The organism is Pseudomonas sp. MG-9 (assembly GCF_018729515.1).
Lineage (GTDB): Bacteria > Pseudomonadota > Gammaproteobacteria > Pseudomonadales > Pseudomonadaceae > Aquipseudomonas > Aquipseudomonas serboccidentalis.
Genome location: NZ_JAHHZH010000010.1, coordinates 40,980 through 62,554 on the forward strand (window position 1 = coordinate 40,980; position 21,575 = coordinate 62,554).

General features: G+C 59.9%; 22 protein-coding genes. 12 read left to right on the top strand and 10 right to left on the bottom strand.

The annotated features are described in order from the left end of the window. The first annotated feature begins 41 nt into the window (after positions 1–41). Positions 42–1,505 carry a glyceraldehyde-3-phosphate dehydrogenase gene (locus KKQ10_RS23760; RefSeq protein ID WP_127650258.1) on the top strand — a complete coding sequence of 488 codons (1,464 nt, stop codon included), beginning with the start codon at positions 42–44 and terminating at the stop codon, positions 1,503–1,505. A gap of 240 nt (positions 1,506–1,745) precedes the next feature. On the opposite strand, the gene KKQ10_RS23765 is transcribed toward KKQ10_RS23760, so the two are convergent. Next, on the bottom strand, positions 1,746–3,047 hold the full coding sequence (locus KKQ10_RS23765; RefSeq protein ID WP_215502428.1) for an MFS transporter: 1,302 nt from the start codon (positions 3,045–3,047) through the stop codon (positions 1,746–1,748). Between the two features lie 72 nt (positions 3,048–3,119). On the opposite strand from KKQ10_RS23765, the gene KKQ10_RS23770 reads away from it, so the two are divergent. Both KKQ10_RS23770 and sthA read left to right on the top strand, forming a co-directional pair. Beyond that, positions 3,120–4,169, top strand: a complete 1,050-nt coding sequence (locus KKQ10_RS23770) for an FAD:protein FMN transferase (RefSeq protein WP_215502429.1) — start codon at positions 3,120–3,122, stop codon at positions 4,167–4,169. Positions 4,170–4,366: 197 nt separating this feature from the next. Continuing rightward, positions 4,367–5,761, top strand: a complete 1,395-nt coding sequence (gene sthA, locus KKQ10_RS23775; RefSeq protein WP_007984277.1) for a Si-specific NAD(P)(+) transhydrogenase — start codon at positions 4,367–4,369, stop codon at positions 5,759–5,761. Positions 5,762–5,803: 42 nt separating this feature from the next. On the opposite strand, the gene KKQ10_RS23780 is transcribed toward sthA, so the two are convergent. Further along, complete coding sequence (locus KKQ10_RS23780) at positions 5,804–6,526, bottom strand: glycerophosphodiester phosphodiesterase (RefSeq protein WP_215502430.1); 723 nt, start codon at positions 6,524–6,526, stop codon at positions 5,804–5,806. A 14-nt stretch (positions 6,527–6,540) separates the two neighbouring features. Next, the gene (locus KKQ10_RS23785; RefSeq protein ID WP_127650266.1) at positions 6,541–7,122 is read right to left on the bottom strand and encodes a PilZ domain-containing protein; all 582 of its coding nucleotides are present in this window, start codon (positions 7,120–7,122) and stop codon (positions 6,541–6,543) included. Between the two features lie 94 nt (positions 7,123–7,216). Here KKQ10_RS23785 and KKQ10_RS23790 point away from each other — a divergent pair, with 94 nt between their 5' ends. The 3 genes from KKQ10_RS23790 (at position 7,217) to KKQ10_RS23800 (ending at position 10,466) form a co-directional block, all read left to right on the top strand. Continuing rightward, positions 7,217–8,467, top strand: a complete 1,251-nt coding sequence (locus KKQ10_RS23790) for a lipoprotein-releasing ABC transporter permease subunit (RefSeq protein WP_127650268.1) — start codon at positions 7,217–7,219, stop codon at positions 8,465–8,467. Between the two features lie 7 nt (positions 8,468–8,474). Continuing rightward, positions 8,475–9,158, top strand: coding sequence for a lipoprotein-releasing ABC transporter ATP-binding protein LolD (gene lolD, locus KKQ10_RS23795; RefSeq protein ID WP_164747873.1), 684 nt, complete (start codon positions 8,475–8,477; stop codon positions 9,156–9,158). A gap of 63 nt (positions 9,159–9,221) precedes the next feature. Then, positions 9,222–10,466 (top strand): lipoprotein-releasing ABC transporter permease subunit, encoded by a 1,245-nt coding sequence (locus KKQ10_RS23800; protein WP_127650270.1) that lies wholly within the window; start codon positions 9,222–9,224, stop codon positions 10,464–10,466. Between the two features lie 98 nt (positions 10,467–10,564). Here the strand turns inward: KKQ10_RS23800 and KKQ10_RS23805 are convergent, their stop codons facing one another. Together KKQ10_RS23805 and KKQ10_RS23810 are read right to left on the bottom strand one after the other, a co-directional pair. Further along, positions 10,565–11,914: a heavy metal sensor histidine kinase gene (locus tag KKQ10_RS23805; protein ID WP_215502431.1), complete on the bottom strand. Its 1,350-nt coding sequence runs from the start codon at positions 11,912–11,914 to the stop codon at positions 10,565–10,567. Continuing rightward, positions 11,914–12,594, bottom strand: coding sequence for a heavy metal response regulator transcription factor (locus KKQ10_RS23810; RefSeq protein WP_215502432.1), 681 nt, complete (start codon positions 12,592–12,594; stop codon positions 11,914–11,916). The genes KKQ10_RS23805 and KKQ10_RS23810 overlap by 1 nt, the downstream gene beginning before the upstream one ends. A gap of 164 nt (positions 12,595–12,758) precedes the next feature. On the opposite strand from KKQ10_RS23810, the gene copI reads away from it, so the two are divergent. Both copI and queF read left to right on the top strand, forming a co-directional pair. Then, positions 12,759–13,292 (top strand): copper-resistant cuproprotein CopI, encoded by a 534-nt coding sequence (gene copI / locus KKQ10_RS23815; protein WP_127650276.1) that lies wholly within the window; start codon positions 12,759–12,761, stop codon positions 13,290–13,292. Positions 13,293–13,353: 61 nt separating this feature from the next. Next, positions 13,354–14,184 (top strand): NADPH-dependent 7-cyano-7-deazaguanine reductase QueF, encoded by an 831-nt coding sequence (queF, locus tag KKQ10_RS23820; protein WP_215502433.1) that lies wholly within the window; start codon positions 13,354–13,356, stop codon positions 14,182–14,184. 139 nt (positions 14,185–14,323) lie between these two features. Here the strand turns inward: queF and KKQ10_RS23825 are convergent, their stop codons facing one another. Together KKQ10_RS23825 and pcrP are read right to left on the bottom strand one after the other, a co-directional pair. Further along, entirely contained in the window at positions 14,324–14,587 is a 264-nt protein-coding gene (locus KKQ10_RS23825; RefSeq protein WP_127650280.1) for a DUF4404 family protein, read from the bottom strand. A 109-nt stretch (positions 14,588–14,696) separates the two neighbouring features. After that, a complete protein-coding gene (pcrP, locus tag KKQ10_RS23830; protein ID WP_215502434.1) occupies positions 14,697–15,317 on the bottom strand; it encodes an HAD superfamily inactivated hydrolase PcrP in 621 nt (206 codons plus the stop codon). Positions 15,318–15,515: 198 nt separating this feature from the next. Here pcrP and KKQ10_RS23835 point away from each other — a divergent pair, with 198 nt between their 5' ends. Then, positions 15,516–16,205 carry an MlaA family lipoprotein gene (locus KKQ10_RS23835; RefSeq protein WP_127650284.1) on the top strand — a complete coding sequence of 230 codons (690 nt, stop codon included), beginning with the start codon at positions 15,516–15,518 and terminating at the stop codon, positions 16,203–16,205. Between the two features lie 53 nt (positions 16,206–16,258). Here KKQ10_RS23835 and KKQ10_RS23840 read toward each other — a convergent pair whose 3' ends face one another. Next, on the bottom strand, positions 16,259–16,558 hold the full coding sequence (locus tag KKQ10_RS23840; RefSeq protein ID WP_127650286.1) for a PilZ domain-containing protein: 300 nt from the start codon (positions 16,556–16,558) through the stop codon (positions 16,259–16,261). A gap of 274 nt (positions 16,559–16,832) precedes the next feature. On the opposite strand from KKQ10_RS23840, the gene rssB reads away from it, so the two are divergent. Both rssB and rssC read left to right on the top strand, forming a co-directional pair. After that, entirely contained in the window at positions 16,833–18,017 is a 1,185-nt protein-coding gene (rssB, locus tag KKQ10_RS23845; protein WP_041074010.1) for a two-component system response regulator RssB, read from the top strand. Next, positions 18,014–18,496: an anti-sigma factor antagonist RssC gene (gene rssC, locus KKQ10_RS23850; RefSeq protein ID WP_003226553.1), complete on the top strand. Its 483-nt coding sequence runs from the start codon at positions 18,014–18,016 to the stop codon at positions 18,494–18,496. The genes rssB and rssC overlap by 4 nt, the downstream gene beginning before the upstream one ends. Before the next feature lie 240 nt (positions 18,497–18,736). On the opposite strand, the gene tal is transcribed toward rssC, so the two are convergent. Together tal and KKQ10_RS23860 are read right to left on the bottom strand one after the other, a co-directional pair. Next, complete coding sequence (tal, locus tag KKQ10_RS23855) at positions 18,737–19,663, bottom strand: transaldolase (RefSeq protein WP_127650288.1); 927 nt, start codon at positions 19,661–19,663, stop codon at positions 18,737–18,739. Positions 19,664–19,871: 208 nt separating this feature from the next. Further along, positions 19,872–20,822: a glycosyl hydrolase family 5 gene (locus tag KKQ10_RS23860; protein WP_215502435.1), complete on the bottom strand. Its 951-nt coding sequence runs from the start codon at positions 20,820–20,822 to the stop codon at positions 19,872–19,874. Positions 20,823–21,111: 289 nt separating this feature from the next. Between KKQ10_RS23860 and KKQ10_RS23865 the strand changes: the two genes are divergently transcribed. After that, complete coding sequence (locus KKQ10_RS23865) at positions 21,112–21,552, top strand: low molecular weight protein-tyrosine-phosphatase (RefSeq protein ID WP_127650292.1); 441 nt, start codon at positions 21,112–21,114, stop codon at positions 21,550–21,552. The last annotated feature ends 23 nt before the right edge of the window (positions 21,553–21,575 follow it).

Sequence of the window (21,575 nt, forward strand, 5' to 3'; positions counted from 1 at the left end):
GTTCTCGGCGGCATAATGTAGCCCCTTTTTTCTGCCCCTACATGTGGAAGGTTACCGTGACTCAGAAGCCCGACCAGTGTCTTGGTGAATGGATCGACCGTGAAGCACTCGCAGAAGCGATGATTCCGCTTATCGGTCAGCTCTACCGCAATAACAACGTGGTGAGCTCGATCTATGGCCGCAGCCTGATCAACCAGTCTGTCATCGCGATTCTCAAAGCTCACCGCTTTGCTCGCCACCGTTCTTCCGACGACAGCGAACTCTCCGTCCACGAAACATTCCCACTGCTCAAGGCCATGAGCGAGCTCAAGCTCGGCGCGGCCTCGGTAGACCTGGGCAAGTTGGCGTTCAAATTCCGCAGCGAAGGCAATGGCCGCAGCGCCGAGCAGTTCGTGCGTGAGGAACTGGCTGATGTGGTTGGCCAGCAAAACGCTTCGGCGCGCAAAGGCACTGACGTTGTGCTGTACGGCTTCGGTCGTATCGGCCGTCTGCTGGCGCGCATCCTGATCGAGAAAACCGGTGGTGGCGACGGTCTGCGTCTGCGTGCCATCGTCGTGCGCAAAGGCGCCGAAAACGACCTGACCAAACGCGCCAGCCTGCTGCGTCGCGATTCGGTACACGGTCCGTTCAACGGCACCATCGTCATCGACGAAGAAAACAACACCATCACTGCCAACGGTAACCTGATCCAGGTGATCTACGCGAAGAACCCGACCGAGGTGGATTACACCCAGTACGGGATCAAAGACGCGCTGCTGGTGGACAACACCGGTGTATGGCGTGACGCCGATGGTCTGGGCCAGCACCTGCAATGCCCGGGTGTCGCCCGCGTTGTTCTGACTGCGCCTGGCAAAGGCAAGCTGAAGAACATCGTTCACGGTATCAACCACAACGAAATCACCGCTGACGACAAGATCGTGTCCGCCGCGTCCTGCACCACCAACGCCATCGTGCCGGTGCTGAAGGCTGTGAATGACAAGTTCGGCATCATCAACGGTCACGTCGAAACCGTTCACTCGTACACCAACGACCAGAACCTGATCGACAACTTCCACAAGGGTGATCGTCGTGGTCGTAGCGCCGCGCTGAACATGGTGATCACCGAGACCGGTGCTGCCACCGCTGCTGCCAAGGCCCTGCCTGAGCTGGCCGGCAAGCTGACCGGTAACGCGATCCGCGTTCCGACGCCAAACGTGTCGATGGCCATTCTCAACCTGAACCTTGAGAAAGCCGCCACCCGTGAAGAGATGAACGAGTACCTGCGCTACATGGCGCTGCACTCCGATCTGCACAAGCAAATCGACTTCGTCAACTCGCAGGAAGTGGTGTCCACTGACTTCGTGGGCTCGCGTCACGCCGGTGTGGTCGACGCTGAAGCGACCATCGTTCAGGACAATCGCGTTGTTCTGTACGTCTGGTACGACAACGAGTTCGGCTACAGCTGCCAGGTGGTTCGCGTGATGGAAGACATGGCCGGTGTAAACCCGCCAGCATTCCCGCGCTAAGCACTCGCTGCCAATGAAAACGCCCCGACCTAGGTCGGGGCGTTTTTGTTTGGAGAAGATCAAAAGATCGCAGCCTTCGGCAGCTCCTGCAAGGAATCGCAATTGATCCTGTAGGAGCTGCCGAAGGCTGCGATCTTTTCTTTAAGGTCATTTAGACATGTAGTGCCAGAGCTGGCCCCCACGGGCGATCTGCGTGGTTCACAAATCCCCTGGGGGAGCTGGCTTGCCAGCGATGACGTCCTATCGGGCACCGCCGGCTACAGCCGCTTGCACAGTCCGCAGCTCATGCTTGTTGCCCCGAAACAGCACCAGCGTCGCAATCAACCCCAGCACCGCCGCACCGCTGAGCCAGATCCCCGGCGCAGCCTTGTTGTCCAGCACATGAATCAGGTAAGTGCACGCCGCCGGCGTGAATCCGCCGAAGGTCGCGGTCGCCAGGCTGTAGGCCAGTGAGAACCCGGTGGTGCGCACTTCCACCGGCATGATTTCGGTCAGCGCCACCACCATCGCGCCGTTGTACGAGCCGTACAGGAACGATAACCAGAGTTCGACAATCAGCAGATGACTGAAGCTCGGGTTCGCCACCAGCCACGACAATGCCGGGTAAGCGGTCAGGATCGCCAGAATGGTCGCCGCCAGCAGCAACGGCTTGCGGCCGATCTTGTCGGATACCGCACCCATCACCGGCAGCCAGAAGAAGTTCGACAGGCCGATGCACACCGTCACCAGCAGCGCGTCGAAGTCCGACAGATGCAGTTCAGCCTTGCCGAAGGTCGGGGTGTAGGCGGTAATCAGGTAGAACGAAACCGTGGTCATCACCACCAGTGCCATGCCCGCGATAACGATGCCAAAGTTCTGACCGATCGAGCGCACGATTTCCCGCAGGGTAGGGCGATGTTTTCGCGCCTGGAATTCCGGGGTTTCCTCCAGCGAACGACGAATGATGAAGATTGCCGGAACGATCATGCAGCCGATCAGGAACGGCACGCGCCAGCCCCAGTCACCCATTTGTTCCGGGCTCAGCCAGTGGTTGAGGCCGACCCCGAGCAATCCGGCAAATACCACCGCCGCTTGTTGGCTGGCGGACTGCCAACTGACGAAAAAGCCCTTGCGGCCCGGTGTGGCGATTTCCGCCAGATACACCGAGACTCCGCCCAGCTCGACACCGGCCGAGAAACCCTGCAGCAGGCGGCCGAACAGCACGATCAGTGGAGCGGCTACCCCAAGGGTCGCATAGCCCGGCACGCAGGCAATGAGGATCGTACCGGAGGCCATCATCGCGAGGGTAATGATCAGACCCTTGCGACGACCATGACGGTCAATGTAGGCGCCGAGGAAGATTGCCCCCAATGGCCGCATCAGGAAGCCGGCACCGAACGTCGCCAGGGAGAGCATCAGGGAGGCGAAGGCGCTGTCGGCCGGGAAGAAGGTTTTGGCGATGGCCGTGGCATAGAAGCCGTAGACCATAAAATCGAACATCTCGAGAAAATTGCCGCTGACAACGCGAAAAATCGCTTTGCCTTTGCCCGTGGTGGAGGACATTTTCAGTTACTCATTATTGGATTTTATAAACGCGTTGCATCCGTTGGGAGCGAGCGGGCCCTTTGATCCATAATGGCCGGCGCGGTTTTGCGGGGAGATGAAGAATTGTTCACTGGACGATGGTTTGGGCTTGTGTTGCTGGTCAGCCTGTTGGCTGGCTGCGGCGATGGTGATTCCATGGAGAGCTTCGGCGGGCCGACCATGGGCAGCACCTATTCCATCAAATACGTGCGCCACACCGGTCTTGCAGATTCCGCACAAGTTCGTCGGGAAGTGGAGGGCATCCTCGTCGAAGTCGATCGACAATTGTCCACTTACCGCAGCGATTCCGAGATCGAACGCTTCAATGCCTTGCCCGCCAACAGCTGTCAGACAATGCCCGCGCCAGTGCTCGAATTGGTTCGGGTTGGCGAGCAACTGTCAGAACAAAGCGAAGGTTCCTACGACCTCACTGTCGAGCCGCTGATGAACTTGTGGGGTTTCGGCCCGCAAGGTCGAGAAGAGAAGGTCCCTGATACCGCTGTACTGGCCGAGGTGATGCAGCGGGTCGGCCATCAGCACTTGCACATCAAGGGTGATCAGTTGTGCAAGGACGTCGCTGTCGAAGTCGACTTCAACAGCATCGCCGCCGGCTATGCCGTCGACACCATTGCCGCCAGACTCGAAGCCATGGGCATCCATGACTATCTCGCCGAAGCCACGGGCGAGCTGAGGGCCAAGGGCAAAAAACTCGACGGCTCGGCATGGCGCATCGCGCTGGAGGAGCCGCGTGACGATCAGCAGGTGGCCGAGCGCGTCATCAGTGTCGATGGCTACGGTGTGTCCACTTCCGGTGATTACCGTAACTATTTCCTGCAGGACGGTCGGCGCTATTCCCACACCTTTGATGCGCGCAGCGGGGCACCGGTCCTACACGACCTGGCGTCGGTCACGGTAATTCATCCTTCAGCGTTGATGGCCGATGGACTATCGACGCTGTTGCTGATTCTCGGGCCGGAAAGGGCCTGGGACTATGCCGAAAAACATGACATTGGTGCATTCTTCGTGATTCGTGCCGATACAGGTTTCGTCATCCGCACCAGTGCGGCTTTCGAGCGCCTCAGTGGCGCAAAAGTTGACTGAGAACAGTACGAAAGCTGGCGTTGTAGTGCAGGCAAAAGTAGCCTACGACGCGACCAAGGGTTAATGTGCGCGGCGTTGACGCTTCTATAGACTGTGTCCGGGTTCTTTATTGACCCCCAATTGTTCCTTCGCGCCGCGATTCGGCGTGATTTAGCCGCTGGTGCTGCTGGCACCGCGGCCTGTTCTGAGGAGTACGCATGGCTGTCTACAACTACGACGTGGTGGTGTTGGGTTCCGGCCCGGCGGGAGAAGGCGCGGCAATGAACGCCGCCAAAGCAGGGCGCAAGGTGGCGATGGTCGACAGCCGTCGCCAGGTCGGCGGTAACTGCACCCACCTGGGTACCATCCCGTCCAAGGCTCTGCGTCACTCGGTCCGGCAGATCATGCAGTTCAACACCAACCCGATGTTCCGGGCGATCGGCGAGCCGCGCTGGTTCTCCTTCCCGGACGTGTTGAAAAGCGCCGAGAAAGTCATTTCCAAACAAGTCGCTTCGCGTACCGGCTACTACGCCCGTAACCGCGTCGACGTGTTCTTCGGCACCGGCAGCTTCGCTGACGAGCAAACCATCGAAGTGGTCTGCGCCAACGGCGTGGTCGAGAAACTGGTGGCCAAGCACATCATCATCGCCACCGGCTCGCGCCCGTATCGCCCGGCGGACATCGATTTCCACCACCCGCGTATCTACGATAGCGACACCATCCTCAGCCTCGGCCACACCCCGCGCAAACTGATCGTTTACGGCGCCGGCGTGATCGGCTGCGAATACGCCTCGATCTTCAGCGGTCTGGGTGTGCTGGTTGAACTGGTGGACAACCGTGGTCAGTTGCTGAGCTTCCTCGACTCGGAAATCTCCCAGGCGTTGAGCTACCACTTCAGCAACAACAACATCACCGTGCGCCACAACGAAGACTACGACCGTGTCGAAGGCGTGGACAACGGCGTGATCCTGCACCTGAAGTCCGGCAAGAAGATCAAGGCCGACGCCTTGCTCTGGTGCAACGGCCGTACCGGTAACACCGACCAGCTGGGGCTGGAAAACATCGGCGTCAAGGTCAACAGCCGCGGGCAGATCGAAGTCGACGAGGCCTACCGCACCTGCGTGCCGAACATCTATGGCGCCGGTGACGTGATCGGCTGGCCGAGCCTGGCCAGTGCCGCCCACGACCAGGGTCGTTCGGCAGCCGGCAGCATCGTCGATAACGGTAGCTGGCGCTTTGTGAATGACGTGCCGACCGGCATCTACACCATTCCGGAGATCAGCTCGATCGGCAAGAACGAGCAGGAACTGACCCAGGCCAAAGTGCCGTACGAAGTGGGCAAGGCGTTCTTCAAGAGCATGGCGCGTGCACAGATCGCCGGCGAGCCGCAAGGCATGCTGAAGATCCTGTTCCACCGTGAAACCCTGGAAGTGCTGGGCGTTCACTGCTTCGGTTATCAGGCGTCGGAGATCGTGCACATCGGTCAGGCGATCATGAACCAGCCGGGCGAGCTGAACACGTTGAAGTACTTCGTCAACACCACGTTCAACTACCCGACCATGGCCGAAGCCTATCGGGTAGCGGCATACGACGGCCTCAACCGGCTTTTTTGACGGGCTCCGGCCGGTGGCCTGAGCCGGCCGGGGAGACCGATTTCAGCAATTCTCGAGGGTGGCAGTGGCCAAACCGGGAAAGTCTGTAATCAGGCTGTCAACGCCGAAGTCGGCGAGTCTGCGCATCAGCGCAGGCTCGTTGACGGTCCACACCGACACATGCAGGCCCTGACGCTGCGCCTTCTGCAGGCGTTCCGGCGTACACAGCGTCCAGTTCAAAGCCAGAATCTCACAGCCATAGCTGGCCGCGACTTTCAGCGGGTCGAGCCAGGCGTATTCGGCCACCAGTCCACGCGACACGTCCGGCACCAGGTCCAGTGCCGCTTTCAGCACTTCCCGCGAACTCGAGGTGATGGTGATCTTGTCCAGCAAGCCATGGCGCTGGGCCATTTCGCGAATCGCCAGCACAGTGGTCGCCGCGCGGGTGCGTGAGGCACTTTTGACCTCCAACTGCCAGTGCTCGAAATCGCATTTCTCGAACAACTCTTCCAATGTTGGAATCGGGCATGGCTTGATCCAGCCCGGGCCGCCCTTGCGTGCGTCGTAGGTCACCAGTTCGGCGGCGGTGTGCTCGACCACCTTGCCGCGCCGGTCGGTGGTGCGCTTGAGGGTCGGGTCGTGGATCACCATCAGCTCGCCGTCCTTGGACAGGTGCAGATCCAGTTCGCAACGGCGAACGCCGTGCTTGAGACATTCCTGAAAACTGATCAGGGTGTTTTCCGGTGCTTCGCCCTTGGCGCCGCGGTGGCCGTAGATGAGGGTCACGGTGCTTCCTTAATTTAAATGCCGGATTCGTTCTGTTCGCGGGCCAGGCGTCGTTCCTGGGCCTGCTTCTGCAAGATATAACGGGCGAGCAACTGGCGCTGGGCGTCGGTCAAGTGTTCGAACTCGGTGCCGACGTCGTAGCCGTCGCCCTTGCGATCGCAATGGGTGACGCGGGCGCGCAGCAGCAGGCCGAGTGCCTGGGGCATCAGCACCAGTTTGACCGACAAGTGCGCGCCGTTGGCGAGCGCGGTCGGGTGCTGAAAGTCGATCCCGCCTTCGGAGATGATCACCGGTTGTGGCTCGCCGATATGGCCGAGCACGGTCAGGGCGACTACCTGACTGAGCAGGTCGATGCGTTTATTCTGGGATTTGAGGAACGCGGCGATGGCCCGGTCGCGCTCGCTGATCTGGCGCAGCAGGTGCTGCGACTCGAATTCGCTCAGGTGCAGTTCGCTGAGCAGGTTGAACAACGGGGAAGCATCCTGCAACACTTCCTGGCCTGCGGCTTCGGGAGCTGACAGGGGCCGAATTTCCAGTGCGATCATGTCCTCGATACGGTAGTATTCGCGGCGATCTTCTTCATCTAATGTCGACATGGCGAACCCATGGTAGCGGCGGTGGTCTGAGTGTAAAGCTGGTTATCGACCCCCGCCACAAGGACGTTCCTTTTCCCTCCGAACAAGCCCCGACATGTTCAGACCTCTCTTCGTATTTATCGGCACGCGTTATACCCGTGCAAAGCGTCGCAATCATTTTGTGTCATTCATTTCCCTGACTTCGATGATCGGGCTCGCCCTTGGCGTGATCGTGATGATCGTGGTGCTATCGGTGATGAATGGCTTCGATCATGAGATGCGCACCCGTGTGCTGGGCATGGTGCCCCACGCGACCCTTGAAACCGGCGAACCGATCAACGATTGGCAAAGCCTGGCCGCCAAGGTCAAACGCAACCCGCAGGTGACGGCCGTTGCGCCGTTCACCCAGATGCAGGGCCTGCTGACCAACAACGGCCAGGTGTCCAAGGTGTTGCTCAATGCGATCGACCCTGCGCTCGAGCGCAATGTGTCGATCATCGACAACTTCATGAAGCAGGGCAAACTCGACGATTTGACGCCGGGCAGCTTCGGCATCGTGATCGGCGACAAGGCCGCGACCAAACTCGGCGTGGGCCTCGGTGACAAGGTCACCTTCGTCGCGCCGGAAGTCAGCGTGACCCCCGCCGGGATGTTCCCGCGCATGAAGCGCTTCACCGTGGTCGGCATCTTCCATGTCGGCGCCGGTGAGCTGGACGGTTACCTGGGTGTCACCAACCTGCAGGATCTGGCGAAGATGCACCGCTGGAAGCCTGATCAGGTGCAAGGCATCCGGATGAAGTTCGATGATCTGTTCCAGGCGCCGCGTGTGGCCTGGACCATCGCCCAGCAGCTTGGCGAAGACCATTACTATGCCCGCGACTGGACCCGTACCCACGGCAACCTGTATCAGGCGATCCGCATGGAAAAAGCCATGATCGGGCTGCTGTTGCTGCTGATCGTTGCGGTGGCCGCGTTCAACATCATTTCCACGCTGGTGATGGTGGTGAACGACAAGAAGGGCGACATCGCCATTCTGCGCACCCTCGGCGCCACGCCGGGGACGATCATGCGTACGTTCATGGTGCAAGGCACGGTGATCGGCGTGGTCGGTACGGCGATTGGTGCCGTGGTCGGGATTTTCGCCGCGCTCAATGTCAGCGCCGCGATTTCGGCACTGGAAGGGCTGATCGGTCACAAGTTCCTCAACGCCGACGTGTACTTCATCGATTACCTGCCGTCGCAGGTGCAGAGCCAGGACGTGGTCATGGTCTGCGCCGCTGCGTTGGTCCTGAGTTTCCTCGCCACCCTGTATCCCGCCTGGCGTGCCGCGCGCACCCAGCCGGCGGAGGCGCTACGTTATGAGTGAGTCGGGCATGAGTGATAAAGCAATCTTGAGCTGCCGCAACCTGGGCAAATCCTACGAGGAAGGCCCGGAGTCGGTGCAAGTGTTGGCCGGTCTGCAACTGGAGTTGCACCCAGGCGAGCGTGTGGCGATCGTCGGCAAGTCCGGTTCGGGCAAAAGTACCTTGCTCAACCTGTTGGGCGGCCTCGACACGCCAACCGAAGGCAGCGTCTGGCTCGACGGTGAAGAACTGTCGGCCCTGAGCGAGAAGAAGCGTGGCCTGCTGCGTAACCGTGCCCTCGGGTTCGTGTACCAGTTCCACCATTTGCTGCCGGAGTTCACCGCGCTGGAAAACGTCTGCATGCCACTGCTGATCGGCAAGACCGCGATCCCAGAAGCGCGTCAGCGCGCGACGGCGTTACTGGAGCGCGTGGGGCTGGGCCATCGTCTGGAGCACAAACCGGCGGAACTGTCCGGTGGCGAACGCCAGCGTGTGGCGATCGCCCGGGCGCTGGTGAACAATCCAGGCCTGGTGATGCTCGACGAGCCCACCGGCAACCTTGACTCCCACACCGCCGAAGGCATTCAGGATTTGATGCTGGAACTCAGCACCTCGATGCGCACGGCGTTCCTGGTGGTGACTCACGACATGAACCTGGCCCGCCAGATGGACCGCGTCCTGCAATTGCAGGAAGGTTGCCTGACCGCCATCTGACCGACCGAAACCCGGTGCCTGTAAAGGCATCGGGTCTTTTATTTTTATACGGTGCCCCAGCGAATGTTCAGACCGTTATCGATCTTTATCGGCACGCGCTATACCCGCGCCAAGCGCCGCAATCGCTTTGTTTCGTTCATTTCGATGACCTCAATGATCGGGCTCGCCCTCGGCGTGCTGGCGATGATCGTGGTGCTGTCGGTGATGAACGGCTTCCAGCGCGAGATGAGCTCGCGCATCCTCGGCATGGTGCCGCACGCGACCATCGTCGGCGTAAAGCCGATTGATGACTGGCAGCCGGTAGCCGCCGCCGCGCTGAAAAATCCTGAAGTGACTGCCGCCGTGCCGTTCACCGAGATGGAAGGCATGCTGTCCTACAAGGGCTTGATGCAGCCGATTCAGATCAGTGGCGTCGACCCGGCTCAGGAAGGCAAGGTGTCGATCGTCGCCCAGCACATCGTGCAGGGTCGTCTCGATGACCTGAAACCGGGTGAATTCGGCGTGGTGATCGGTGAAATCACCGCGCGCCGCTTCCGCCTCAACGTCGGTGACAAGATCACCCTGATCGTGCCGGAAGTCAGCACCGCACCGGGTGGCATCACCCCGCGCATGCAGCGCCTGAACGTGGTCGGTGTGTTCAAGGTCGGTGCCGAGCTGGACGGTTCCATGGGCCTGATCCACGTGGCCGATGCGGCGACCATGCAGCACTGGCAGCCGAATCAGGTGCAAAGCGTGCGCCTGGCGGTCAAGGACCTGTACGCCGCGCCGAAAGTCTCCTCGGACATCGCCGCAGGCCTGGGCGCCGACTTCAAGGCTGACGACTGGACCCACACCCAGGGCAGCCTGTTCAGCGCGATGAAAATGGAAAAAACCATGATCGGCCTGCTGTTGCTGATGATCGTTGCGGTGGCGGCGTTCAACATCATCGCCACGCTGATCATGGTCGTGAACGACAAGGGCGCGGACATCGCGATCCTGCGCACCATCGGCGCCACGCCACGGCAGATCATGGCGATCTTCATGGTGCAGGGCACGGTGATCGGCATTGTCGGCACCATTATTGGCGGTGTGTTGGGCGTGATTGCCGCGCTGAACGTCAGTGAGATGGTCGGCTGGGTCGAGCGCGTTACCGGGCAGCACATCTTCAGTTCCGACGTGTATTTCGTCAGCAACCTGCCCTCGGAATTGCAGGGCGGGGATGTGCTGTTGATCTGCTCGGCGGGCTTTATTCTGAGCTTCCTGGCGACGGTGTATCCGGCCTTGCGGGCGGCGAAAATCGAACCGGCTCACGCCTTGAGATATTCGTAAGCTCTATTACCGCCATCGCGAGCAGGCTCACTCCTACAGTTGGAATGCATTTCCCTGTAGGAGTGAGCCCGCTCGCGATGGGCCCGCAATGAACGGTCTCATTCCCCCTTGGGCAACTCAATCACAAACCGCGTCCACCCCGCAGCCGATTCGCAACGAATCTGCCCACCATGCGCCCGGACGATCGATTGCGTAATCGCCAACCCCAGCCCCGCATGTTCACTACTGCCTTCCTGCCGCGCCGGATCCGCCCGATAAAACCGGTCAAACAGCCGCGGCAACAGGTCGGCTGAAATTCCGTCACCACTGTTCTCGACCGACACCTGCACGGCGTGCGGCTGATCGACGATGGACAGGCGCACGCTGCCAGCCGCCGGGGTAAAGCGCAGCGCGTTATCCAGCAGATTCGACAAGGCCCGACGCAGCATGCTGCGATCGCCCTCGATGCGCGCGTGGCCTTCGCGACTCAGCGTCACTCCGGCGTCCTCGGCCAATGGCGCGAAAAACTCCAGCAACACATCGCTCTCATCCGCCAGTTCCAGCGCCTCACGCTTGGGCATCAGCAAGCCATGGTCAGCCTTGGCCAGGTACAGCATGTCGTTGACCAGTTGTGCCATCCATTGCAGCTCTTCGAGGTTGCTGTGCAGGGCTTCGCGATAGTCTTCGATCGGACGCGGGCGGGTGAGGGTGACCTGAGTGTGAGTCAGCAGGTTCGACAGCGGTGTGCGCAGTTCATGGGCGATGTCGGCCGAGAACGCCGACAGCCGTTGAAACGAGTCGTCGAGGCGTCCGAGCATGGCGTTGAAGCTGTGGGCCATTTCCGCAAGTTCTGGCGGCATTTGCGCTTCCGGCAGTCGGGCATTGAGTGATTGTGCGGAAATCCCACGGGCGATCGCACTCATGCGCCGCAGCGGACGCAAACCGCTGCGCGCGGCCCAGGCGCCGAGCAGCGCAGTGGCCAGCGCCGACAGCCCGACGGTCAGCCAGATTAGATGCTGCATGCGTTGCAGGAAGTGTTGGTGGTGGGTGATGTCCAGCAACAGCGTCAATTGCGGCGAGTCGGTTTTGTCCGGGTAGAGCGGGGCGTTGAGCACCCGATAATCAGTGCCTGCCTGACTCACGGTCACCAGGCCGGATTGTTTCGGCAAATCCGTGGGGATCTGCGTCGAACTGTCGTACCAGCGTTGGCCGTCACTGTCCGTAATGCGCAGCGCCAGATCAGCCTGGCGGCTCAATTCATCGGCCAGCCGCGCCTCACGTTGACCGGGTTGAACATCCTGCAAGGCCCGGCGCAGGCCGATCAGCTTGCCGTCCAGCAGTTGCTGGTCGAGCTCGACGAAGTGCGCTTCGCTGGCGCGGCTGAACAGCACCCCGGCAAACAGCGAGACCACGGCGGTGCAAGCGGCGAACAGCAAGGCCAGGCGAGAGCTCAGGGACAGACGACGCATCACGCCGGACGCTCTTCAAGCACGTAACCCATGCCGCGCACGGTGTGGATCAGTTTGTTGGGGAAATCATCGTCGATCTTCAGGCGCAAACGGCGGATCGCCACCTCGATCACGTTGGTGTCGCTGTCGAAGTTCATGTCCCAGACCTGCGAGGCAATCAGCGATTTCGGCAGCACTTCACCCTGACGGCGCAGGAGCATTTCCAGCAGGGCGAACTCCTTGGCGGTCAGGTCGATGCGCTGGCCGCTGCGTTCGACCCGGCGGCGAATCAGGTCCAGGCGCAGGTCAGCCAGTTGCAGGCTGGTTTCCTGCGGCGTCGCGCTGCCTCGCCGCAACAGGCTGCGCACCCGGGCCAGCAGTTCGGAGAAGGCGAACGGTTTGACCAGATAGTCGTCGGCGCCGAGTTCGAGGCCGTGCACCCGGTCCTCCACGGCGTCCTTGGCGGTCAGAAACAGTACCGGCGTGTCGAGGCCGGCGCTGCGCACCGCTTGCAGGATCTGCCAGCCACTGCGTCCGGGCAGCATTACGTCGAGGATCAGCAGCGCATAATCACCGCTCAAGGCCAGTTGCTGACCGCTGTTACCGTCGGCCACCAGTTCCGTGTTGAACCCGGCCTCGGTCAGGCCCTGGCGCAGGTATTGGCCGGTTTTCGGTTGGTCTTCGACGATCAGCAGTTTCATGGGCGGCTCGGGTTGATTCAGGTTTGGGAAACGAAAGCTTTATACCGTGAGCGCTGGCGACAAGCGCCAACCTGACAAAGTTGTAATCTGCCTGTCAGGTAGCTGCCAGCGCAGACGGGCTAGAGTTTCCCACAGGCTGAACCTTATCTTGTTGGAGTATGACTATGTTTTTGCGCACCCCTCTGACCGTCGTCGCCTGTTTGCTGGCGCTGAGTTCACCTGTCTGGGCCGCACCCGCGTACACCTACGACTTCGGCCAACCGGCACCGGCCGCCAAGGCCACCCGCAGCATCGAAGTGGTGCTGAACGACATGTCGTTCGACCCCAAGGCGATTCAGGTCAAGGCCGGTGAGACCGTTCGCTTTGTGTTGGTGAATAAAGGCCAGTTGCTGCATGAATTCAACCTCGGTGACGCGGCAATGCATGCCAGGCACCAGCAGGAAATGTTGCAGATGCAGCAAAGCGGCATGCTCACGCCTACCGGCATGAAAGAAATGTCCCACGACATGGCGGGCATGGATCACGCGGCCATGGGGCACGGCATGAAGCACGATGACCCGAACAGCGTGCTGGTCGAGCCGGGCAAAACCGCCGAACTGACCTGGACCTTCAGCAAGGCCACCAGCCTGGAGTTCGCCTGCAATATTCCCGGGCATTACCAGGCCGGCATGGTCGGCAAACTGACTGTCAGTCAGTAAGCACTCAAAGGCGGGAGCAAAGGCTGATAGAATCCGCTGATTCTTCAGTCAGGTTTCCGCCATGCATCCCGCAGCCGAACATTCGCCGCTGGGCAAGTCCAGCGAATACATCGCCACGTACACGCCGTCCCTGTTGTTCCCGATCCCGCGCACTGCGAAGTGGGCTGAACTGGGCCTGACCGCCGACACCCTGCCGTATAAAGGTGTGGATTTCTGGAACTGCTTCGAATTGTCGTGGCTGCTGCCGTCGGGCAAACCGGTGGTGGCGATTGGTGAGTTCAGTATTCCCGCCGATTCGCCGAACATCATCGAGTCCAAGTCGTTCAAGCTGTACCTGAACTCGCTGAACCAGACGCCGTTTGCCGACATCGCCAGCCTGGAAGCGACGCTGGTCAAGGACCTGTCGGCCGCTGCCGGCAAGCCAGTGGGCGTGCGGGTGCGCAGCTTGAAGGATGTCGAAGGCGAAGGCGTCGTGGCTCTGCCGGGCGTGTGCATCGACGATCTGGACATCAGCGTCAGCAACTATGAGCATCCGCGTCCGGAACTGCTGCGTTGCGATGATTCGCGCATTGTCGAAGAGAGCGTGCACAGCCATCTGCTCAAATCCAACTGCCCGGTGACCAGTCAGCCGGATTGGGGCAGCGTGGTGGTGGAATATCGCGGCGCGGCACTGGATCACGCCAGCCTGCTGGAGTACATCGTCAGCTTCCGCCAGCACTCGGACTTTCACGAACAGTGCGTGGAGCGGATTTTCCTCGACCTGCAGCGTCTGCTGAAGCCGGAGAAACTCACGGTATTTGCGCGGTATGTGCGTCGCGGCGGACTGGACATCAACCCGTATCGCAGCACTGAATCTGTACAACTGCCGAACCACCGTCTGGTCCGTCAGTAAGATCAAAAGATCGCAGCCTGCGGCAGCTCCTACAGGTCGTACGTCGATCCCGTGTAGGAGCTGCCGAAGGCTGCGATCTTTTCAGTCCCGAAATGAAAAAGCCCTGTCATCGTTGACAGGGCTTTTTGTGTTTGGGAAATCAGATACCCATGCTGCCCAGCGCATTGACGATATTGCGCAGGGTGCCGGCAATAGTTGGGTGTTCCACTTCAAAGCGTTCCACCGCCAGGTTCACGCCATCGGCGATGCTGGTGTCCTGCGTGGCGCTTTCCAGTTTGATTTCCGATTCGATCTGCGCCATCAGCGCATGCAGATCTTCACGCTCGGCTTCGGACAGCGGCGGATTCTGCTCCAATTGCTCGCGCAGGGTGTCGAGTTGTTTTTGCAGTTCTTGGGCGGGCATGTGGGGTTCCTTTTTATCAAGAGGCACTGGCATTGACCGCAGCCGCGCGCCAAAGGTCTATGGCTGACCTTTAGATTAATCCACTCTGCTCCAACCTGCATGATCCCGGTCAGGGCTTTTCGCCTTTGAGGCGACGCAGGTTGATGTCGGCCAGGCAGGTGTCGAGCTCACCCAGATGATCGATCACCGAATGCACGCCCAGCCCGAACAACTGCATGGTCGCCTTGCCACGCCGCTGTTCGCGTTCCTTCAGGCTCAGGGCTTGCCACTCGCTCGGCGACAGGCCGCACAGCGAACCGCAGGACGCCAGGCCAATGGTCCACAACCCGGCGTTGAGGCCCGATTGCAGCAAGCGTGGCTCGCCGCTGACCAGTACGCAGCCGTCCAGACGACTGACGTTCAAGCCCATCAGCGCTTGCCAGCAGGCGTTCGGCGCCGGCCAGGGATTGATTGTTGCTGAATGTTGCGTCGGTTTGATCCACGCCGGCAGCGAGGCCGACAGCGGTTGCGCGAGGGCAGGGGGCAACTCATCGAGCCAGGCACAGGGAATCTGCTGGCGTTGCAAACTGAGCAGGCTGTCGAGGGCACCGGGGGTGACGTCTGCGTGCTCGGGCAGCGCGCTGGCGTGTTGATGGGCACGGGCACCGAAATCCACCAGACAACCACTGAGTCCGAACAGCACGGCGGTCAGACCGGGTGCGGCGACAGGCAAGGCTTCAGCGTGTGACATGGAAAACGTCCCTGAAATAGTCATGAGGCTAGGGGACACCGGTGACAGTTGGATGACAAACGTGTGAAGGGGCTTTCAGGAATTCTCCTACACGACTCTTCACGGGTAGACTGCCCAAAATGGCTTTTGCGCTTATACTAGCGGTCTTAACGCCTGGGCCGACGGTGCCCGCGCCAGTAAAATCCAAGGAGCTTTTCTATGCGCTGGAGCAACCCTCTCGCTCAGCTTTGTGTATGTGCCAGCGTCTTGCTGGTTCCGTTCGCTGCCAACGCCGCGACGGAAGAAGACCCTTGGGAAAGCGTCAACCGCCCGATCTTCCAGTTCAACGACTTCGTCGACACCTACGCGCTCAAGCCACTGGCCCAGGGCTATGAATACGTGACGCCGCAGTTCCTCGAAGACGGCATTCACAACATGTTCCGCAACGTCGGTGACGTGACCAACCTGGCGAACAACATTCTGCAGGCCAAACCTGCAGCGGCCGGTGTCGATACCGCACGGATCATCTTCAACACCACTTTCGGCCTGCTGGGCTTCTTCGACGTCGGCACCAAAATGGGCCTGCATCGCAGCGACGAAGACTTCGGCCAGACCCTCGGTTACTGGGGCGTCGGCAGCGGTCCGTACGTGATGTTGCCGCTGCTGGGCCCAAGCACCCTGCGTGACGCACCTTCCAAGTACGTCGACAGCTACACCGGTCCGTACCGCTACATGAACGACGTGCCGGTGCGTAACTCGGTGTTCGGCCTGAACATCGTCGATACCCGCGCCAGCCTGCTGTCGAGCGAGAAGCTGATCAGTGGCGACAAGTACACTTTCATCCGCAACGCTTACTTGCAGAACCGCGAGTTCAAAGTGAAGGATGGCCAGGTCGAAGACGATTTTTAATCGCGACCGGTAAAACAGAAAGGCGACCTCAGGGTCGCCTTTTTTGTGTGCAGCTATTTCATCTTCAGAATGCTCAAACCGAGCTTCTGGTTGTTGCCATCCTGCGCCTTGACCCAGACCACTTCGGTCTCGGCTTCCAGGCCGCTGAGGGCCGCATGATCGGAATCGATACGCACGCTCAAACGGTCGCCGACCGCGAACTGCCGGGGTGCCTCGACCTGCATGCCGCTGCTTGAGAGATCGATGCACATCGCTGCAACCTCATCACCCTCATGAATCAACACGACATCGGCATCGACCCGCATGCGGATGAAATCGCGCTTTTCGCTATAGTCCCGACCGGTTTGACTCATGGCTTTGTCCTTCCATTGGGTTACGGTTTGAGCTGTTCTTATAACTCTCGGTGATTTGACAAGTAAAGTCGTCGAGCGACCATCGGCGCATGCTTGAAACGCCCCGCGGATGGGAGTACCGTCTGCGCCTTAGAAGGGCACCTCTGGTGCAATCGCGTTCCGGGCCAATGCTCGAAAGCGGTGCAGCAGAGAGGCTAGAAAGCGAATCCAGTAGTCTGAGCCGGGCCGATGCCCCGCCTGCTACGCCAACCTAATTCTGGCGCCGTTTGCCCACATGCCAAAAACCAGTGCCACGCTGCTGATAATCGATGATGACGAAGTAGTACGCGCGAGCCTCGCGGCCTATTTGGAAGACAGTGGTTTCAGCGTCCTGCAGGCCAGCAACGGCCAACAGGGTCTTCAGGTATTCGAGCAAGACAAGCCCGACTTGGTCATCTGCGATCTGCGCATGCCGCAGATGGGCGGTCTTGAACTCATCCGTCAGGTCACTGAGCGGTCACCGCAAACACCGATGATCGTCGTTTCGGGTGCCGGCGTGATGAACGACGCGGTCGAGGCGCTGCGCCTGGGTGCGGCGGACTACCTGATCAAGCCTCTCGAAGACCTCGCCGTGCTCGAGCACTCGGTGCGTCGCGCGCTTGATCGTGCGCGCCTGCTGCTGGAGAACCAGCGCTACCGCGAGAAGCTGGAGAAGGCCAACCGCGAGCTCGAAGCCAGCCTGAACCTGCTCCAGGAAGACCAGAATGCCGGTCGCCAGGTGCAGATGAACATGCTGCCGGAAAGCCCGTGGCGCATCGACGAGTTCCAGTTTGCACATCAGATCATCCCGTCGTTGTACCTGTCGGGTGATTTTGTCGACTATTTCCGCGTTGACGAGCGTCGGGTGGCGTTCTACCTGGCCGACGTATCGGGCCATGGCGCTTCTTCAGCGTTCGTCACCGTGCTGCTGAAGTTCATGACCACGCGCTTGCTGTTCGAGTCCAAGCGCAACGGCACCTTGCCGGAATTCAAGCCTTCGGAAGTCCTTGGTCATATCAACCGGGGGCTGATCAGCTGTAAGCTGGGCAAACACGTCACAATGGTCGGTGGAGTCATCGACGAGGAGACCGGTTTGTTGACCTATAGCATCGGCGGCCATCTGCCGTTGCCTGTGTTGTACACGCCTGACAGTGTTCGTTACCTCGAAGGCCGCGGTTTGCCGGTAGGCCTTTTCAACGAGGCCACCTACGAAGATCACGTGCTTGAGCTGCCACCGACTTTCAGCCTGACGCTGATGTCCGACGGCATTCTGGATCTATTGCCAGAACCTACGCTCAAAGAAAAAGAAGCTGCTTTGCCGCAACGGGTGAAGTCGGCGGGCGGCAGCCTGGATGGTCTGCGGCAAGTGTTTGGATTGGCCACGCTAGGGGAGATGCCGGATGATATCGCCCTGTTGGTGTTGAGCAGGAACCTTCAATGAGTACCGGTAGAATCCAGTTCGCCGAGCAGGACGGCACCTTCGTCCTGAAGTTCGTCGGTGAAGTTCGCCTGACCCTGTGTTCGGCGTTGGATGCGACTATTGAGAAAATCTTCACCGCGTTGAATTTCAACGCGATCGTGATCGATTTGACCGAAACCCGTAGCATCGACAGCACCACCCTGGGCCTGCTGGCCAAACTGTCGATCCTGTCGCGGCAAAAGGTCGGCCTGCTGCCGACTGTCGTCACCACCCACGAAGACATCACGCGTCTGCTGCAGTCGATGGGCTTCGAGCAGGTGTTCAACATCGTCAACCACCCGGTGCCGTGCCCCGAGTGCCTGGACGACCTGCCGGATCAGGATCAGTCTGAAGAAGTGGTGCGGATCAAGGTGCTCGAAGCGCACAAGATCCTCATGGGCCTGAACGATTCCAACCGTGAAGCCTTTCATGATCTGGTGAATGCCCTCGAAAGACACTGAGTGGCCTCTGTGGCGAGGGGGCAAGCCCCCGTTGGGCTGCGAAGCGGCCCTGAACCACGTCACTGAATTTCTGTGGATAGACTGGTTTGCAGGCTTTGCGACTGCTGCGCAGCCGAACGGGGCAAGCCCCCTCGCCACAGGGTCATCTCCTGCCATCAATCATCATTTGCCACTGAATCGCACCAATAAAAAAGGGCGAACCTTAACGGGTTCGCCCTTTTTGCATTTCAACCGCTCAAATCACAGCTTGGCCTGCAACAGCGCCTCGAGCTTCTCCTGGTCTCGGGCGAACTGACGGATGCCCTCAGCCAGTTTCTCGGTGGCCATCGCGTCTTCGTTGGACAACCAGCGGAACTGCGCTTCGTTCAGGCTCAGGCGGGCTTCGCCGGCGTGGCCCGGGGCGAGTTTGCGCTCCAGTTTGCCGGTGTCTGCCGCCAGCTTGTCGATCAGGTCCGGGCTGATGGTCAGACGGTCGCAGCCGGCCAGTTGCTCGATCTGGTTCAGGTTGCGGAAGCTGGCGCCCATGACCACGGTCTTGTAGTCATTGGACTTGTAGTAGTTGTAGATGCGGGTGACCGACTGTACGCCCGGATCATCGGCGCCGGTGTAGTCGTTGCCGTTGGCCTTCTTGTACCAGTCGTAGATGCGGCCCACGAACGGCGAGATCAGGAACACCCCGGCGTCAGCGCAGGCGGCGGCCTGGGCAAAGGAGAACAGCAGGGTCAGGTTGGTCTGGATGCCTTCTTTCTCGAGAATCTCGGCCGCGCGGATGCCTTCCCAGGTGGACGCGATCTTGATCAGCACGCGGTCACGGCCGATGCCGGCCTTGTCGTACAGCTCGATCAGGCGGTGTGCACGCTTGAGCACGGCGTCCTGGTCGAACGACAGACGCGCATCCACTTCGGTGGAGATACGGCCCGGGATCACTTTGAGGATTTCCTGGCCCACGGCGACGCCGAAACGGTCGCTGGCCAGGCCTACGTCGCCCTTGCAGTCGCTGACGCACGCGTTCAGCAGTTCGGCGTAAGCCGGGATGGCTGCGGCTTTAAGCAGCAGGGAAGGGTTGGTGGTGGCGTCGACCGGCTTGACCCGGGCGATCGCTTCGAAGTCGCCGGTGTCGGCAACCACGGTGGTCATTTGTTTGAGTTGTTCCAGCTTGGAAGTCATGGGTGTGCTCTGTCCTGTGGGTTTGACGACATTACCCGAGCGCTGACAGCCACTCAAGGGCATCAAGGCGTAACGGGTTCCCCGGTGGCAACAACCTGAAAACGGCTGTTTGAAAGGCGGGACGCGGTATCGATGAATACGATGCCAAAATCGGCCGCAGGTTCAAAGCAACTGACGGCTAACGCCCCTTGAGCGCGTTGAGAGAGGGCTATTGCGGGTCCAACTGGGTCCTGACTGCGGATTCGGCTGGTTTTGCCTGGCCGTCGGAGGTTTGCAGGCCGAAATTCTTCTCTCGGTCGTTGCTGCCCGTGTCGCTGTTTTTCCATTCGTAGATCGAGGTCAGCGCAATGTTGCGGGTTTTGATATCGGCGACGAACGCACTGATTTTGCTCGCCTGACCCTCGGTCCCACCGTTTGAGGCGAGCGCCGAGATGCCCCATTCGCTGATCACTCCCGGCAGATGGAAGTTCTGCTGGATGAACGCCTGAGCGTTGCTGATCTGCGTGCCCGTCATGCCATACGGATGATAGGAGATCGCGCTGAGACATTTGGGGTATTCACTGACGATCCGGTTGAGGGCCACCGTGGACGCCGAGCCGGCGGTGGGTGGCCGGGCGAAGCCAAAACCGATCACCGGGGCGGCCGGAGGCTGGTCCTGCAGTGTCTTGCACGCCGCGCTCATGAACGGCACGAACGTTGTGTCGAAATTGCCGGTCGGCCAGTAGGTGCCCAGGTCCGGCTCGTTCCACAGTTCAATCGCCACCAGTTGCGAACCGTAGGTCGTCGCCAGACTGGTCAGCGCGTTGGCGTACGCGACGCCGGCGCTCGTCAGATCATTGGTCGGTAAGGGCTTGGTCGCGCGCAGGGTCATCAATACCGGCAGGCCAGCGGCGCGGGCCACGGCGAAGGCGTCCCTGATCTGCTTTTGATACGTCGCGCTGGCCAGGCTGTCTGTCCAGACGCCAAAGCGCACGAAACTGAAGCCGGTGGCTTTGATCTGCTGGGCGTCAGCGGCGGAGAAGGTCTGAACCTTGACCTGAACACCAACGGTTTTATTGGCGGGAAGGGCCGGGAACAGTTCATTGGCGTGACTGTGGCCGGTTGCAGCCAGCAGCAACAGGGTCAAAGCGCCCAGTCGTTTGAGAGGTGCTGATTTCATGTCGGTTCTCCGGTGAGAAGTGACAACGGCGAAAAGTATCGGGTGATAACCGATTCGAAACTGACAATTGAACTAAGTGCGTAAATGTTAGTTTTTGTCAGGAAACCTGGCTCTGAAAATCACAGTTATTTTTAGTCCGGTAATTCCGTTTGGGCGACTTTTGGCGCTGTGGTACTTAATACGCTGGTATTAACAGGGCGAATCTATTTCTGAGTGCAGAATGATCTAGTGGGTTCATTAATAACCGCACTGGATGTTGGCAGAATGATATTACACAGGAAAGTAAACCTTGTTCAGAAATATCCTGGTTGTGTGCGTTGGCAATATTTGCCGAAGTCCGACAGCAGAACTTCTACTGCGTAACGCGCTGACTCCCTCAACGATCTCGGTGACCTCCGCAGGCCTCGCGGCGCGGGTTGGTGAAGGCATGGAAGCGTCGGCGCGCCAGGTTCTGGAAGCCCGCGGCCACAGTGCCGAGGGTTTCACGGCGCGGCAATTGACCGCTGATATTGTCAATGAATCGGACCTGATTCTGGTCATGGAAAAACAACATGTGAATCAGGTGCTGAAGATTGCCTCTCACGCCAGAGGCAAAGTGTTTCTTCTTGGCAAGTGGCAGAGTGAACGAGAAATACAGGATCCGTATCGTCAAGGTAAGGCCGCTTTTATTCATGCCCATGCATTGATTGAAGATGCTGTTAGCTCGTGGGCGCAGCGCCTCGGACATTGATGAATATTCTTCAGATCAGTGAA

Excerpts from the sequence above, each read along its gene's own strand:
- KKQ10_RS23760 (WP_127650258.1), top strand. The coding sequence starts at position 42 with ATGTGGAAGGTTACCGTGACTCAGAAGCCCGACCAGTGTCTTGGTGAA.
- KKQ10_RS23765 (WP_215502428.1), bottom strand. The coding sequence starts at position 3,047 with ATGTCCTCCACCACGGGCAAAGGCAAAGCGATTTTTCGCGTTGTCAGC.
- KKQ10_RS23770 (WP_215502429.1), top strand. The coding sequence starts at position 3,120 with ATGGCCGGCGCGGTTTTGCGGGGAGATGAAGAATTGTTCACTGGACGA.
- sthA (WP_007984277.1), top strand. The coding sequence starts at position 4,367 with ATGGCTGTCTACAACTACGACGTGGTGGTGTTGGGTTCCGGCCCGGCG.
- KKQ10_RS23785 (WP_127650266.1), bottom strand. The coding sequence starts at position 7,122 with ATGTCGACATTAGATGAAGAAGATCGCCGCGAATACTACCGTATCGAG.
- KKQ10_RS23790 (WP_127650268.1), top strand. The coding sequence starts at position 7,217 with ATGTTCAGACCTCTCTTCGTATTTATCGGCACGCGTTATACCCGTGCA.
- lolD (WP_164747873.1), top strand. The coding sequence starts at position 8,475 with ATGAGTGATAAAGCAATCTTGAGCTGCCGCAACCTGGGCAAATCCTAC.
- KKQ10_RS23800 (WP_127650270.1), top strand. The coding sequence starts at position 9,222 with ATGTTCAGACCGTTATCGATCTTTATCGGCACGCGCTATACCCGCGCC.
- KKQ10_RS23805 (WP_215502431.1), bottom strand. The coding sequence starts at position 11,914 with ATGCGTCGTCTGTCCCTGAGCTCTCGCCTGGCCTTGCTGTTCGCCGCT.
- KKQ10_RS23810 (WP_215502432.1), bottom strand. The coding sequence starts at position 12,594 with ATGAAACTGCTGATCGTCGAAGACCAACCGAAAACCGGCCAATACCTG.
- copI (WP_127650276.1), top strand. The coding sequence starts at position 12,759 with ATGTTTTTGCGCACCCCTCTGACCGTCGTCGCCTGTTTGCTGGCGCTG.
- queF (WP_215502433.1), top strand. The coding sequence starts at position 13,354 with ATGCATCCCGCAGCCGAACATTCGCCGCTGGGCAAGTCCAGCGAATAC.
- KKQ10_RS23825 (WP_127650280.1), bottom strand. The coding sequence starts at position 14,587 with ATGCCCGCCCAAGAACTGCAAAAACAACTCGACACCCTGCGCGAGCAA.
- pcrP (WP_215502434.1), bottom strand. The coding sequence starts at position 15,317 with ATGTCACACGCTGAAGCCTTGCCTGTCGCCGCACCCGGTCTGACCGCC.
- KKQ10_RS23835 (WP_127650284.1), top strand. The coding sequence starts at position 15,516 with ATGCGCTGGAGCAACCCTCTCGCTCAGCTTTGTGTATGTGCCAGCGTC.
- KKQ10_RS23840 (WP_127650286.1), bottom strand. The coding sequence starts at position 16,558 with ATGAGTCAAACCGGTCGGGACTATAGCGAAAAGCGCGATTTCATCCGC.
- rssB (WP_041074010.1), top strand. The coding sequence starts at position 16,833 with ATGCCAAAAACCAGTGCCACGCTGCTGATAATCGATGATGACGAAGTA.
- rssC (WP_003226553.1), top strand. The coding sequence starts at position 18,014 with ATGAGTACCGGTAGAATCCAGTTCGCCGAGCAGGACGGCACCTTCGTC.
- tal (WP_127650288.1), bottom strand. The coding sequence starts at position 19,663 with ATGACTTCCAAGCTGGAACAACTCAAACAAATGACCACCGTGGTTGCC.
- KKQ10_RS23860 (WP_215502435.1), bottom strand. The coding sequence starts at position 20,822 with ATGAAATCAGCACCTCTCAAACGACTGGGCGCTTTGACCCTGTTGCTG.